Origin of the sequence: Paraburkholderia sp. BR10872 (genome assembly GCF_040965835.1) — a bacterium.
Taxonomy (GTDB): Bacteria; Pseudomonadota; Gammaproteobacteria; order Burkholderiales; family Burkholderiaceae; genus Paraburkholderia; species Paraburkholderia nodosa_A.
Genome location: NZ_JBFRCN010000044.1, coordinates 45,534 through 58,957 on the forward strand (window position 1 = coordinate 45,534; position 13,424 = coordinate 58,957).

15 protein-coding genes and 1 pseudogene are annotated in these 13,424 nt (G+C 63.3%); 5 read left to right on the plus strand and 11 right to left on the minus strand.

The annotated features are described in order from the left end of the window. Nucleotides 1-128: 128 nt before the first annotated feature. Nucleotides 129-1,574: a DEAD/DEAH box helicase gene (locus tag AB4Y43_RS28745; protein WP_368729350.1), complete on the minus strand. Its 1,446-nt coding sequence runs from the start codon at nt 1,572-1,574 to the stop codon at nt 129-131. A gap of 233 nt (nt 1,575-1,807) precedes the next feature. Here AB4Y43_RS28745 and AB4Y43_RS28750 point away from each other — a divergent pair, with 233 nt between their 5' ends. Continuing rightward, nucleotides 1,808-2,098: a hypothetical protein gene (locus tag AB4Y43_RS28750; RefSeq protein WP_069263012.1), complete on the plus strand. Its 291-nt coding sequence runs from the start codon at nt 1,808-1,810 to the stop codon at nt 2,096-2,098. Between the two features lie 33 nt (nt 2,099-2,131). Here the strand turns inward: AB4Y43_RS28750 and AB4Y43_RS28755 are convergent, their stop codons facing one another. Continuing rightward, nucleotides 2,132-2,863, minus strand: coding sequence for an acyl-CoA dehydrogenase family protein (locus AB4Y43_RS28755; RefSeq protein ID WP_368729351.1), 732 nt, complete (start codon nt 2,861-2,863; stop codon nt 2,132-2,134). Here AB4Y43_RS28755 and AB4Y43_RS28760 point away from each other — a divergent pair. Then, nucleotides 2,763-3,245: pseudogene (locus tag AB4Y43_RS28760) on the plus strand (substrate binding domain-containing protein); the annotation flags it as partial. The gene AB4Y43_RS28755 and the pseudogene AB4Y43_RS28760 overlap by 101 nt on opposite strands. A gap of 12 nt (nt 3,246-3,257) precedes the next feature. Here AB4Y43_RS28760 and rpsU read toward each other — a convergent pair. From rpsU to AB4Y43_RS28780, 4 genes are all read right to left on the minus strand, one after another. Continuing rightward, entirely contained in the window at nt 3,258-3,470 is a 213-nt protein-coding gene (gene rpsU, locus AB4Y43_RS28765; RefSeq protein ID WP_069263010.1) for a 30S ribosomal protein S21, read from the minus strand. A gap of 104 nt (nt 3,471-3,574) precedes the next feature. Continuing rightward, nucleotides 3,575-3,841: a translation initiation factor IF-1 gene (gene infA / locus AB4Y43_RS28770; protein ID WP_083245150.1), complete on the minus strand. Its 267-nt coding sequence runs from the start codon at nt 3,839-3,841 to the stop codon at nt 3,575-3,577. A gap of 513 nt (nt 3,842-4,354) precedes the next feature. Continuing rightward, nucleotides 4,355-4,579: a hypothetical protein gene (locus AB4Y43_RS28775; RefSeq protein WP_368602836.1), complete on the minus strand. Its 225-nt coding sequence runs from the start codon at nt 4,577-4,579 to the stop codon at nt 4,355-4,357. Between the two features lie 278 nt (nt 4,580-4,857). After that, nucleotides 4,858-5,061, minus strand: a complete 204-nt coding sequence (locus tag AB4Y43_RS28780) for a cold-shock protein (protein WP_091997204.1) — start codon at nt 5,059-5,061, stop codon at nt 4,858-4,860. A gap of 529 nt (nt 5,062-5,590) precedes the next feature. Here AB4Y43_RS28780 and AB4Y43_RS28785 point away from each other — a divergent pair. Further along, nucleotides 5,591-5,911: a BON domain-containing protein gene (locus AB4Y43_RS28785; protein WP_368729362.1), complete on the plus strand. Its 321-nt coding sequence runs from the start codon at nt 5,591-5,593 to the stop codon at nt 5,909-5,911. A 275-nt stretch (nt 5,912-6,186) separates the two neighbouring features. Further along, nucleotides 6,187-6,489: a DUF4148 domain-containing protein gene (locus tag AB4Y43_RS28790; RefSeq protein WP_342949351.1), complete on the plus strand. Its 303-nt coding sequence runs from the start codon at nt 6,187-6,189 to the stop codon at nt 6,487-6,489. 174 nt (nt 6,490-6,663) lie between these two features. On the opposite strand, the gene AB4Y43_RS28795 is transcribed toward AB4Y43_RS28790, so the two are convergent. Next, entirely contained in the window at nt 6,664-7,158 is a 495-nt protein-coding gene (locus tag AB4Y43_RS28795; RefSeq protein ID WP_342949352.1) for a class I SAM-dependent methyltransferase, read from the minus strand. Nucleotides 7,159-7,226: 68 nt separating this feature from the next. Further along, nucleotides 7,227-8,069 carry an intradiol ring-cleavage dioxygenase gene (locus AB4Y43_RS28800; protein ID WP_342949353.1) on the minus strand — a complete coding sequence of 281 codons (843 nt, stop codon included), beginning with the start codon at nt 8,067-8,069 and terminating at the stop codon, nt 7,227-7,229. 388 nt (nt 8,070-8,457) lie between these two features. Here AB4Y43_RS28800 and AB4Y43_RS28805 point away from each other — a divergent pair, with 388 nt between their 5' ends. Next, a complete protein-coding gene (locus tag AB4Y43_RS28805; protein ID WP_069263002.1) occupies nt 8,458-9,606 on the plus strand; it encodes a branched-chain amino acid ABC transporter substrate-binding protein in 1,149 nt (382 codons plus the stop codon). A gap of 80 nt (nt 9,607-9,686) precedes the next feature. On the opposite strand, the gene AB4Y43_RS28810 is transcribed toward AB4Y43_RS28805, so the two are convergent. The 3 genes from AB4Y43_RS28810 to AB4Y43_RS28820 form a co-directional block, all read right to left on the minus strand. Continuing rightward, nucleotides 9,687-10,823, minus strand: a complete 1,137-nt coding sequence (locus tag AB4Y43_RS28810; RefSeq protein WP_368729352.1) for a porin — start codon at nt 10,821-10,823, stop codon at nt 9,687-9,689. A 197-nt stretch (nt 10,824-11,020) separates the two neighbouring features. After that, entirely contained in the window at nt 11,021-12,418 is a 1,398-nt protein-coding gene (locus tag AB4Y43_RS28815; protein ID WP_368602818.1) for an MFS transporter, read from the minus strand. Between the two features lie 73 nt (nt 12,419-12,491). Continuing rightward, nucleotides 12,492-13,415: a ketopantoate reductase family protein gene (locus AB4Y43_RS28820; protein ID WP_368602819.1), complete on the minus strand. Its 924-nt coding sequence runs from the start codon at nt 13,413-13,415 to the stop codon at nt 12,492-12,494. Between the last annotated feature and the right edge of the window lie 9 nt (nt 13,416-13,424).

Genomic DNA, 13,424 nt, shown 5'->3' on the forward strand with positions numbered 1-13,424 from the left:
CGATCGCCGTAAGCTTCGCTGTCGTCTCTCGCAGGCACTGGCCGCGTTGAGCACGGTTGTGTGCGCGTCTGCGCCAAAGTGCGCCGGTGGCCAGCCTGTTCCAGGACTGGCGTTGCGCATCCCAAGGATCAGGGTTGGCGTTTGCCGCGGCCGCCAGCGGGTTTGCCAGCCGGCTTGCGCGAATCCGCAGCTGGCTTGCTGGCAGGCTTGCTGCGTGGCTTTTGCACGCTGAATGGGCTACCGCTCGTGAAACTTGTGCCCTTACCCGCGGCCACAGTGCGCTGCGTGGCAGGCTTGCCCTTGGTTTCGCCGCTCTGCGTGCGCGGTTTTTTGCTGGCGACCTGCATGACGCCCGGCACTGCATGGGACACTTTGGGCTTCTTGGGCTTTTTGGGTTTCTTGATGAGTTCACCCGTCGCGCTGGTTTGCGGCACGCGGTGTTCGGCTTCGAAGCCCGGTTCTTCTTCGCGGGGCAGCGTTTGCCGGATCAGCGCTTCAATCGCGGCCAGTTGCGGCGCTTCATCGGCGCACACGAGCGACACCGCCACGCCGCTGGCGCCCGCGCGGCCGGTACGGCCAATACGGTGCACATAGTCTTGCGCCACGATCGGCAGATCGACGTTGATCACCAACGGCAGATCGTCGATATCCAGCCCGCGCGCAGCCACATCGGTGGCCACCAGCATATTGACTTCGCCCGTTTTGAAGCGCTCCAGCGCACGCAGTCGCGCCGGTTGCGGTTTGTCGCCGTGGATGGTGTCGACCGCATAGCCCGCTTCATCCAGCATGGCCGCCAGATAATCCACGCCACTGCGGGTTTTGACGAACACCAGCGCGTGCTCCCAGTTGTTCTCGGCCACGAGGTGCATGAAGAGCTCAGGCTTGTTCCTTTTATCCACCGGAACCACCCACTGCTTGATCTTGCTGGCCGTGGCATTGGGCGGGCTCACGCTGATATTGACCGGGCTGCGCAGAATGCCCGCCGCCATGGCGCGGATATCGTCGGTAAACGTCGCGGAGAACAGCAGGGTCTGCCGCTGAGCCGGCAAGGCAGCAAAGACGGCGTTGAGTTCGCGCGCAAAGCCCAGATCCAGCATGCGGTCGGCTTCGTCCAGCACCAGCGTTTGTACCTGATCAAACTGCACGGCGTTCTGGCGGTTGAGATCGAGCAAACGGCCCGGCGTGGCAACGAGCACATCCACGCCTTTGCGCAACTTCATCATCTGCGGGTTGATACTCACGCCGCCATAGGCGGCCAGAAATCGCAAGTCGAGGCCTTTGCCGTAAGCGATAAAGCTTTGCAGCACTTGCTCGGCCAGTTCACGCGTGGGCACCAGCACGAGAACGCGCGCGCGGTTGCTGGACACCGCCGGGCCGTGTTGCACCAGCCGCTGCAACAGGGGCAGCGCAAAACCCGCCGTTTTGCCGGTACCGGTCTGTGCCCCAGCCATGACGTCCTTGCCGCTGAGCACGGCAGGAATCGCCTTGGCCTGCACCGGCGTCGGCGTCTGGTAATTGAGGTCTTGCACATTACGCTGCAAGGGTTCGATCAGGCCAAGCGAGGCAAAAGACATCGGCGTATTCCGGGCTAAAACTGTAATTTTAGCGGTTACCACGCAGGTTCGATGGTCAGGAAGATCGATGCTGAACGCCGCTGAATAACGTAGCGGCGCCGCGCGCCGCGCCGGCATCATCGCTGAACATGACAGGTTTCGTTTTTATGTGTCATCGTACAGAACCCATTCATGTGCTACTGTAGGTACCCAGAGCCAGCAGGACGTTTCAGTCGAACACCAGAAGGATCCTCATGGAATTCAATAATGGCGCTGTACTAGAAGCTCTTCGACTTGCTTTGCATCGACAAATACCGTGGCACAAGCGACCGGCAATCTTCACGTTGCTTCGCGCACAGGGTTTGATCCAGACCGTAGACCAGAAACCTCCCCCCAGTACGAAGTACCTCCCCACCTTACAGATTGCCGTCCTGACGGATAAAGGACAGAGCGAAATCCAGCGCATCGAAGCGTCAAAGCATGTTTCAGGATGGCTGGACGACGACTACTTCGCAACGTTCCTTGCGGAAGTTGTGCTTGCCTGACCACGCATCATTGCGTGCCGGCGATTTCGATATTCACGAATCGGGCCAGATCCCTCCGGGGGCTCTCATGAGGCATTCAGGGAGATGACTCGCCCACGCTGCTGATGTTCGGACCGCGCGGCTCTCGGTATCGAAGAAGTTGCTTTCCGGCACGATCCTGTCGGCGATCGCGATGTGATGGCTGCCGGAACCCTTGAGCCCTGCCACGTGCCACGTATCCTCGATCTGCCATTCGGACGCCGGGAGAATGAAGCCGCGCACCAGCGGCGGCCCTTCTTCGCCAGCGTGACCGGGAAGCGGCTTTCCGTCTTTCGTCATCGTGCCGAAACCCACCATCCATTCGGTCTGCTGACAACCGCTCGCGAACGGCCAGCGCCCGCTCACGCGCCAGCCACCCGGCACCGGCTGTGCGGTGCCCCCGGGCTGGGATGACCCGGCGAGTATGACGTCCGGAACTGATTCGTACACCTGATCATAGGTCCGAATGTTCAGCAGGGAGGCAATCGTCGCGGTCCAACCCAACGACCCATCGATCTTTGCGAGTTCGACGATCACCCTGAGCCCCTGCGGAAGATCCAGTTCCATTCCGCCGTGACTCCTGGGTACGAACATGCGATACATGCCAATCGCTTTGAGCGTCTCCACCAGGTCTGAAGGCATTCGTCGCGCCGGCTCCACTAGCCACGCAGCCCGCAAGCTGGCGACATCGCAAAACATCCTGTGCGCGTCGCCGGCGTATCTGGCCCACTTCGGACAACCGGCCATGCCGGCGGACCTGATGCAGCACCGCTGCATAGGGTACACCTATGCGGCCACCGGCGATGAGTGGCAACTCATCGACCGTGGCGGCAAGACCCACGCTGTGAGGGTCGACTGCCACATGCATACCAATAACGGCGACACGGCACGCTTGGCAGCGCTCGCTGGCCAAAGCGTGATCTGGCAACCAACATTCCTGACCGGCGACGATCTACGTGCCGGCAAACTCGTTCACGTCTTGCCGGATTATCGGCTGCCCGAGATCGACATACTCGCCATGTACCCGAGCCGTCGACAGCTGAGCGCCAGGGTGCGCGTCATGATCGATTACCTCGTCGATGCGTTCAGCGGAGTGCCACCATGGGATCGGGGCAGTCGGCACAGGTAGATGCCGGTGCGGTCAGTACCGCTTCTTCGGCGGCAACGACCGTTTGATCTGCTTGCGCAGGCGTGCCACAGCAGCGGCCTTTTTGCGCTTGCGTACCGCGGTAGGTTTTTCATAGGCTGTCCGGGCACGAAGCTCCGGAATCAGGCCGGTGCGCTCGATCGAGCGACGGAAACGGCGCAACGCAACTTCCATGGGCTCGTCGGGTTTCAGAATTACGGTAGTCACTATTTTCCTTGGTTGAGATCCACCAGCCATGGCGAATCGTGATATGGATGTGCACGCTGCGTCGTGGCACAGGTAAGGGTCACAGCCGACGGTCGCGCGCTCCGTCAACGACGGCGAAATGGGGTTCTTGGCGTTGCGGCGCCGCTTCGCTCATCCTTATGCCGGAAATTGATTCGTCCTTTCGTCAGGTCGTACACCGAGAGTTCCAGCGTTACCCGGTCGCCCGCAAGGATGCGAATGTGATTCTTGCGAATTCGACCGGATGCGTACGCACCTACAACCACGCCATTGTCGAGCGTGACGCGGTAACGGCTGTCTGGCAGCACTTCGTCAACGATACCGTCGAGTTCCAGCAGTTCTTCTTTGGCCATTCAAGATTCCTGATCATTTGGCGGGACATAGGTTCGGACGCCGCATTGCGAAGACGTCGCGAGCGTTGATCGACAAGCGCTCGCGCGGCAATGGGGAGCATGAAATTGCCGGGCTGCCCTTGCGTCCCGGAAGTCATGGTCACCGCTCTGTCCGGGCGGCGACTGAGATACGCGAGGGGATGGGTAAAACGCGGCGGCTCGCAATACCGGACCGATACGCGTCGGGGCGTATAGTCCAGCGAGCACAGTTATCGCCGGACTATCAATCAAAGGAGGACTCGCGACTCACCCACACGCGTCTTGTCGGTGCTGTGCGAAGCGAACTAGTCCTGTATTGTAACCGAAGGCCGCTATTTATCCCGCCACTCTCGGCGGGGCCACAAGGAATGGGTGTTGTCAGCGACGCATGCCGACGACGCGCAGTTCGGGGTCCCGCGTGATGATTGGGCGCGCTTTGCTGCACCCGCCCTGGCGCTTCAGGTGCGTTGAGTGTTTCGCACTTTGGCGTCGTCTTTAGCCGCGCGTGTCGACCCAGTTGCGTGCCCACTGGGTCGAGTGCTGCAACGCTTGCTCTTCACTCTTGAAGTAATCGAGCGAATAGAACGAGTAGCGGCCTTCGGCTCGCTCGCCGTCGATGAGTTCGAGCGACAGGTTGGATGAAAAGCTACCATCGGGCAAGCGATGCGCCGAGGATTGGACGGCATAGCCGTTGTAATGTTGAATTTGCTTGTTCTGCATTTTAATTTTAATGATATTTGAGCGCGCACATGCCGTGCGAATCGCGCACGGGCGCGCCGATTCAAAGCCATTCGAGCCGAATTCTTCAGCAGTCGAAAAGCGAAAAAAGGGCGTTAAAGCCTGAGGGGAGAATGAGGCGCAACGAGGCGTATGGCGCCGGCAAGCTGCTGAATAAACAGATGCCAATCAGGAGTGATCGCGCCAACAGAGGGAGGCAAAGCTCCGCGAGGGTGTCGCTGCAACCCGGCGTCCGTCTGAGGAGGCCGGGCCCTTCAACTTTACAGCGGCTTGATGTTAGCCGCTTGCAGACCCTTCGGGCCTTGCTTCGTTTCGAAGCTCACCTTCTGATTCTCAGCCAGCGTCTTGAAGCCTTCGCTCCTGATTTCGGAGAAGTGAGCGAACAGGTCGTCACCGCCCTTGTCCGGGGTGATGAAGCCAAAGCCTTTGCTGTCGTTGAACCACTTAACGGTGCCGGTATCCATGAAGAATCCTTGAGAAAAAAAATGCGAAAAATTGCTCTATTGAAGAGCGCGTGAAGCTTCAAGGAGGGAGAGGACAACGAATACCGCGGGGGCGCGAGCAATTGATGAACAGCAATCGAACTTCTTGAACTTCGATGCGAACGTTACCCTGCCGGATGGACCAGCGTCAATACTTATCTTGTAACTGTTTCACGAGGCGGCCCGTTTTGCAGGCGAAGCGATGCGGCCCTACCTTGCTGCGCCCCTTGCCTGGCGTGGCATTGCGCGCAGCAGACCGCTGGACGCCCTTGCACTCGAGCGAACCGTTCCTCGAGAGGATCCAGAGGGTGCCGGTGAAGGTTGTCATGCTCGAAAGCGCCGGGCATTATCCACTCGAACAGCCCGGACTCTCGCAAATGGTGGACGCCAGTGACGCGTTCTACCGTGATGGAGCGGCTAGATAGCGGGAAATCGAAGGGCTGGCCTGAAAGGGAGCATGAAAGTGAGCGGTGTGAGCGTCAAAATCTGCGCGATCCTGGTTGTGGTCTCCATGAGTTGTGGCTCGATCCACGCTGGCGCGCAGACAGGTGAGAACACGGGTGCTGGCGCGACAGCGCATCGGGCGGCGTACTCGACGTCGCGGCTTCAGAACAGGCCGGACAGTGCCGTGACTCGTGACGTCCGCAGCGCCCTTGGGCGGACGCCGAACCTGGATGCTTCAGGGATTCGCGTCAGGGCGCGCCTCGGCGTCGTGACGCTCACGGGATGGGTGCCTGAGCCCAGGCAGATCGCGCTCGCCGGCAACACGGCAAGATCGGTGCGCGGAGTCAGGTCGGTGACGAATCAGTTGACCTTGCGGAACAGCCGTTAGACCATCCGCCCCCGAACAATCTACGCAATCTCGGGAAAGGATCGAAATGCCGATCCCTGCTTCGACGCGCGTGGCCACACGATCCGCCGCGCCATTTCGAGAGCCTCCATCAAATGGTGGAGGCCAAAACGATCACCCGCGCATACGATCGGAACAGAGGACAACGATAACGTATGAGCGCTGCAAAGTCTGGCAAGGGGTCGAACCAGGGTTCGGATGAACGGGCCGTTTGCAGCACGTGTGAGCCGGTGTCACTAACCCGGAGGTGGACCATTATGAAGACGCTAGTCCACGCAGTTTGCGCGGTCGCCGTCATGGCTGTGCCAATTGCTTCGTTGGCGCAGTCGGATGGAGGTCTGACGCGCGCACAAGTACAGGCCGAGATCGCACAGCTTCAGCAAGCCGGCTTCAATCCGGCCAATGCGAACACCGTCGACTTTCCCTCCAGCATGCCGGCCGCCGACGCTAGTGCCGCCGGCCAGGGCAGCGGCTACGGCCCTGCCATGAACGGCTCGTCGCAGATGGGCCATCCGGCCAGCCCGACCGGGATGAAGCCGGTGTTCTTTGGCGGGTCGTAAGCTTTTTCGTCTGACGAGGTCGCGCGATGGCGTGTATGCCGGCTCTTCCTGAGCCGGCATGGAGCGTCGTGCTATGCGCTTCGCCCCCTTCAGGACCCCGAAAAGAGCAGGCGAAAGAAATAGGCACACGCTTGTTCTGCGATCCTGCTGAATAGCCGTTACCTGCCTGTTCGCTCATGGTTCGACAGCGAGCACGCAAAAAGCCTTCTCGGTTTCGACAAGCTTCGCTTCGACAAAGCCGGCGGCTGTTAGTCGTTCGATCAACCCGCCGGGCTTTTGTCCCGAATACGCAGTGAAACCGGGCGCGAAGGTGCTGGCTTCGCATGGCAACCGCTCCACTGAGCCGATTCGCAGACCGACCCGGCCGCGGGCGATTGCAGCGGCATTCCGCGCTGTGGCTTGCGCCAGCATTTCCTGTGATGGATCGATGCCGTCAATGTGCCCGGAGGGTGCCGCTGCGGCGAGAAGCTGAATACCCGCGCCAGGCCCGAACCCGATTTCAAGCACCCGGTCGTGTTCGCGAATCTCGAGGAGGCCGATAGCCCATGCCGCGCACGGCTGGTTCATCTTTGCCATGAGCATGCCGCCGAGCCGACCGAGGATGCCTTCGGGTCGACCAAACGCTCGCATCAAGACACGCTCGAACGCGCCCACGAACGCTTCTCCCATGTTGCATGCAAGAAGTCTATCAGCGCGCCTGGGCCAGCATTGCCGCCCCGCGCCCGGCGCGGCCGGGATCAGCGTGCGGGAGGCCCCGGAAGCGGTTCGAGCGGCTGCGGCTGCGCATCGGGATCGACCAGCGCGCTCACGCGCGCACGCAACCCGGTGACGCGGCCATCAACGGCAATGGGGCTCGCGCTTGCGACCATCGTCGAGCCGGACTGATCGACGAATACCGGGTCTTCGCTCTGCGTGGTGCGCTGGATCGCGTGGCCGCGATACGGATCGAGTTGCATCAGCGTCACCATCAGCGATTCCGGCAAGAAGACCTGGCCGACATGCGAAACATGCGTGCGCTGCGGTTGCGACGCGCGTGCCGTGCGGACCTTGAAATGAATGTGGTTGGTGCGCCCGGGATAGTTGCCCGGCACGATGGTTTCGAACGTGACGATGCCCGCGCGATCGGTGTGCTGAATGCCGCGCAGGAAGGTCTGGTGGTCGGTAGGCCGCAGCGTGGGCGGCGTCATGGGCGGCGGACCAGGGGGCTGACCCGCGGGCGGGCGGCCAGGCGCCTTCGGATCGAAATCGGGCGGGGGCGGAAGTTCCATCTTCGTGTAGCCGGAGTAGACGCCCATCGCATCGCATTGCCATATGTCGACTGCCGCGCCTACGAGCGGCGCGCACGTTCTCGCGTCGGTAAGCACGATGTCGAGCGTCAACGGCACGCCCGGTCTGCCCTCCCGGATGTCGCGGCGCACGAGATCGCCGTCGATCCAGTAAGGGCCGACTTCCTGCTCGGGCGTGAGCCGGCAAGGCGCGGCGTTCGCGAAGGCCGCAGGGCTCGTTTCAATGGCCGCAACGGTCGTGCCGACCGCGATCGTCAGTTTGATGAATTCTCGTCGTGACAGGCGTGATGTCATTGTTGTGCTGCATTGCGCGTGATGGCGGGACTTTACCGGACCCCGCGCGGATGTCGATTACATTTCTATTACGCCTTATTTCGCCCCGGCAGGGCGTACTTGCCCTGATTGCCCCGATTCGGCCCGCTATGCAGAAATGCGCATGGAAGCCGTCGTGAACGGTCAAGACGAAGCGATATTGGCTTCCTATAGTCGCTCTCAGCGTCTCGCCCCGGCGTCTTGCGTGCGGGGCGCTTCGATCGATTCCACGCCTATTCTGGAGGAGCCCAACCCGCAGTCGACGCGAACAAGAGAGTCGTGAGCCGGCCGCTAACCGCGCGAAGCGGGGAAGCCTGGTCGGTATGCACGCCACAGCAGTAGACCCATGCTTGCCGACAAAGGAAACAACATGCGTTTTGCGAAGACTCTTACCCCTATCGCAGTTGCCGCTGGAGCACTTCTCGCTGTTGCACCGCTCGCCTCGCGCGCGGATACCGTCGTTAAAATCGGTTTTGCCGCGCCGCTCACCGGACCGAACGCGAATTACGGCAAAGACCTGGAAAACGGCGTCAAGATGGCCCTCGACGACGCCAAGGCGCAAGGCGTCAAGATCAACGGCCAGCCCGTCTCGTTCGAACTCGTCGCCGAAGACGATCAGGCCGACCCGCGCGTGGGCGTGCAGGTCGCGCAAAAGCTCGTCGACGAAGGCGTTTCGGTCGTCGTCGGCCACTTCAACTCGGGCACGACCATTCCCGCTTCCGAGCTGTACGAAAAGGCGGGCCTGCCCGACATCGATCCGGCCGCGACGAACCCGGTCATCAGCGGCCGCGGCTTCAAGAACATCTTCATGGTGATCTCGAGCGACGCGCAAAACGCGGGCACCGCGGGCGCCTACGCAGTCACGACGACGAAGGCCAAACGCATCGCCGTCATCGACGACCGCACGGCGTTCGGCCAGGGCGAAGCCGACGAATTCGTGAAGGCCGTCAAGGCGCACGGTGGGGAGATCGTCGATCGCGAGTACACGACGAACCAGGCGACGGACTTCAAGACGCAGCTCACGAACATCAAGAGCAAGAACCCCGATCTGATTTTCGTGGGCGCCCTCAACCCGCAGGCGGCCGGCATCATGAAGCAGATGGCCCAGCTCGGCATCAAGGCGCAGTACGTGGGCGGCGGCGGCGTGAAGGATGTGGACTTCGTCAAGCTCGCGGGCGACGTGTCCGAAGGCGCCATGGCGTGGGAGTACGGCCGGCCGCTCGACAGCACGCCGGTCGGCGCGAAGTTCGCCGACCGCTTCAAGCAGAAATATGGCGTCGACGTGCTCTCTTATGCGCCGTTCGGCTACGACGCGGCGTGGGCCGCCATCAAGGCGATGCAGGCCGCCAATTCGACCAAGCCCGACGACTATCGCGCGAAGATGCAAAGCATCGCCTTCGACGGCATTACCGGCCATATCGCGTACAACGCGAATGGCTCGCTCAAGAACGGTTCGTCCACGGTCTATCAGGTGAAGAACGGCCAGTGGGTGACGGTCAAGACGGTAAGCGGTCTCTGATCGCCCACGCGGCCCTCGCCTCGTTCAGGCGAGGGCCGCGTCCGACGCGAGGGTTTGCAACGCCACCGGCAGCCGCATTCCTAGAAGCTATGCCGGATACCCGCCATGATCCCCAGTTGCCCCGCTCCCGGTGCGGGCGTCGTGCCGCCGCCACCCTGGCTCACCGTGTAGGCCGCCTTCGCGCTGTTCCACAAATACGCGCCCTGCAGATAAACGGCTGATCGCTTGGACAGCTGATACGTGGTGCGCAGCGCCGCAATCGTGCCGCGCGTGTCGTGGTCGCTATTGACGATGTGGTACACGCCGCCGTCGACGATAAAGGCCGCCGTCACCGGATACTGCGCCGTGAGATAGAACTGGTCCGAATGCACGTTGGGCGTTTCAGCCGACACCGTGTCGACGCGCCTGCCCAGCCAGCCGCCGCCGATGCGCAGCGCGCCGACATGGCCGTAGCCGTTGAGCTGGATGCGTACGTCGGTGTCGCCCGGGTTCGTCAGTGCGAAGGTCGGCGTGCCGTCGTAGAGGTTCGCCGCCGCGCCTGGGCCGCCGCGTTGTTCGTCATAGGCAGCGGCGACGCCGTAACCATTGCGGTCGTAGCGCAGCATCGCCGACCATTCGCGGCAAGACTGCGAACTGCCCGGCACGGGCCCCGCGCAGGTGCCCTGGCCCGGCGAATTGCCGGTGCCGGCCGAATCGCGCCCGAATGACCACGTCGCGCCGAGCGTGAAGCCCCCGTAGCTGCCCTTGTAGACGATCGTGTTGTCGCTGCGCGAACTCGGCAGGTACTGGTCGAACGAAGCGGTGCCGCCGTAGATGTCCGGTCCGAGCAGATCGGCGTCGGCGATCGCCCAGAACGTCATGGTGTACTGACGCCCGAACGTCAGGCTGCCATAGGGGCTGCTCATGCCCACCCACGCCTGGCGCCCGAACAGCCGGCCGCCCTGATTCAGGGTGCCGCCGCGCATGTTGAAGCCGCTCTCCAAAGCGAAAATCGTGGACCACCCTCCGCCCAGCCCCTCGCTGCCGCGCACGCCCCAGCGCGAGGGCATTTCGCCGGTAATGCCGGGCATGCGCACCACGCTGTCGCCCGCCGCGTTCGCGTGTGAAACATATTCGATGCCGGTATCGACGATGCCGTAAAGCGTAACGCTGCCCTGCGCGAACGCCGACGCGCTGAGGCCAGCGAAGACCAGCCCTGCTGCGATCCGAAGTTTCATGATCTCCGTGTTCTCCTGGTGTTCCGGTCTCGCGGACTTGCCGCCAGCCGGACGTTGTTTTCGATTCGACGCGTGAGAGGGCGACACACAGCCACGCCGCCTTGTCGTGCGTCGTTTTTTAGTACTCTTGATTGAATGCACTGACCGACCGAACGCGATGGCGCAGGCCCGCGCCATCGTCCAGTCTCAGGAACGGATCAAATCCGCTGCTGTCCCGCGCGCTTCGGGATATGACGGCCCACCACGGCCAGCGCGATCAGCACCAGCGCCATGGCTGCGCCGAGCATCGTCAGATAGCCTGCCGCGCCGCCTGCGGTAATCACCACCGCGCCGGCAAACGCGCTCAGGATCGCGCCCACGCGGCCGAATGCCAGCGCCGAGGCCGTGCCCGTCGCGCGCACGCCCGTTGGGTAGACGTAGGCGCACAGCGCGTACATGGTCGATTGCACCGCGTTGACGAAGAGGCCGTGCAGGCCGAGACCCGCAATGAGCAAGCCCGTGTGCTGGGTCGCACCCACGCCGAGCATCACCCAGGCGCTCGCCGCGCCGCCCGCGCAGCACAACAGGAGCGGCCCGCGCGAGCCGAAGCGCGCAATGGCGAGCGCGCACAGCAACGCGCCGATCACGCCGCCCAGGTTGTACGCGCTCAGCCCGTAGCCGGCGAGCGAGACGCTCAGACCTTCGCTCGTCAGCATGGCGGGCAGCCAGCTGAATGCGCTGTACACGGCGAGCAGGCACATGAAGAACGCCCACCAGATCGCCACGGTGTCGCGTGCGCGGCCGTCGCGAAAGAGCGCCATGAAGCCCACGTGCTTTTCGGCGCTTTGCTCGCGCACGTCGGTGAACACCGCGTCCGGCGCAACCTCGCGCGCCATGCGGCCGAGCAGGCGCACGAGTTCGGGCCAGCGCTTCGGCCGGCGTGCGAGAAAGCGGGGAGACTCGGGCAGCGCCACGAGCAGCACGAGCGCGAGCACGAGGGGCAGCACACCGCCAGCGAAAAAGAGCCCGCGCCAGCCGTACACCGGCAGCACTTGCGCCGCGAAAATGCCCGCCAGCATGCCGCCGAGCGGCACGCACACGATGGTCGCCGTCACCGCGAAGGTGCGAAAGCGCGCGGGCGTGAATTCGGCTGTCATCGTCGTCGAACTCGGCAGCGCGCCGCCAATGCCAAAGCCTGCTATGAAGCGCAGCGCGGCGATGGCCGCCACGTTCGGCGCGAGGCCGATCGCGCAGGTCGCCGTGCCGAACACGAGTACGCTGCCCACCACGGCCCAGCGGCGTCCGAAGCGATCCGCGAACAGGCCGGCGAATGCGCTGCCGAAGCCCATGCCGATCAGCCCCGCCGCCACCACGGGGGCGAACGCATTGCGCGTGATGCCCCACTCCTTGATCAGCACCGGAATCGCGAAGCCGATCAACTGGCTGTCGAAGCCGTCGACGACGATCGACAAGGCCGCCAGCACCACGGCGAACTTCTGCAGCGTGGAATACGCGCCTTCGTCGAGCGTGCGGCCGATATCGACCGTGCCGCCGGCGATGGCGTCGCTCTCGCGCGGCGTCGCTCCCGAGGCGGGGGCGGGCGTGGCATAAGTCATGAATTGTCTCCTTTGCTGCGCTGTGGACGCGCAGTCATTCGTTTGTCATGGTGGTGCGACGTTGACTGCTATTTCATACGGAATCCTTTGCATCGACGAGGCGCACGAGATGCAGCAGCGCTGTCGTATATGGCACGGCGATCGCACGCATGCCCGCCGCCTCGACGACCGCGCCGTTGATGGCCTCGATCTCGGTCTTGCGCCCGGCGATCACGTCCTGGAGCATCGAAGGCCGATGCGCGCGGTGATGCGCGAGCGCGTGCCGCACGTTGTCGGCCACATGCGCCTCGTTCACGGCCACGCCGTGCGCATGCGCCACCGCCGCGACTTCTGCGACGATCTTGAGCGCGAGCGCTTCGCCGTCCGGCACGTTCGTGAGTTCGCCGACAGTGCAGCCCGTCACCGCGCAAAGGCTGTTGAGCGCCGTGTTGAACGCGACCTTCTCCCAGATCGCCGCCCAGACATCGGCGTCCGCGCTGCAGGCGAGTCCGGCGTCGTTGAGCGCTTGGACCGTGCGGGAAAGCATCGGCGAATGCGCGCCGTCCGCGCTCATCAGGCGGATCACGCCCTGGCCGTGCGAACTCACGCGGCCAGGGCCGTTCTTGTCGGCGGGCCAGGTCGTCACGCCTATCATCACGCGAGCCGGGTCCGCGAACTGTGCGAGACGCTCGGCGTTGCCGAGGCCGTTCTGCAGCGACAGCAGCGCAGTTTGCGGCCCGAGCACGGCGTGCGCCGCGCCGAGCGCCGCCTGCGTGTGCAGCGTCTTGGTGAAGACGATCAACAGATCGGCCGGCGTGGTCGCCGCCTCCGGGCGCAACGCCTCGAGATTCGCGACGACTCGCTCGCCCGCATCGGTCGTGAGCCGCAGACCGGCTTCGTTGATCGCGTTCAAGTGAGCGTCGTCGACGTCGAGCAGCGTGACGCGATGGCCCGCAACGGCGAGCAGACCGCCGAACAGCGAGCCCATCGCGCCCGCGCCGAGTATGGCGATATGCATGGCGCGCCC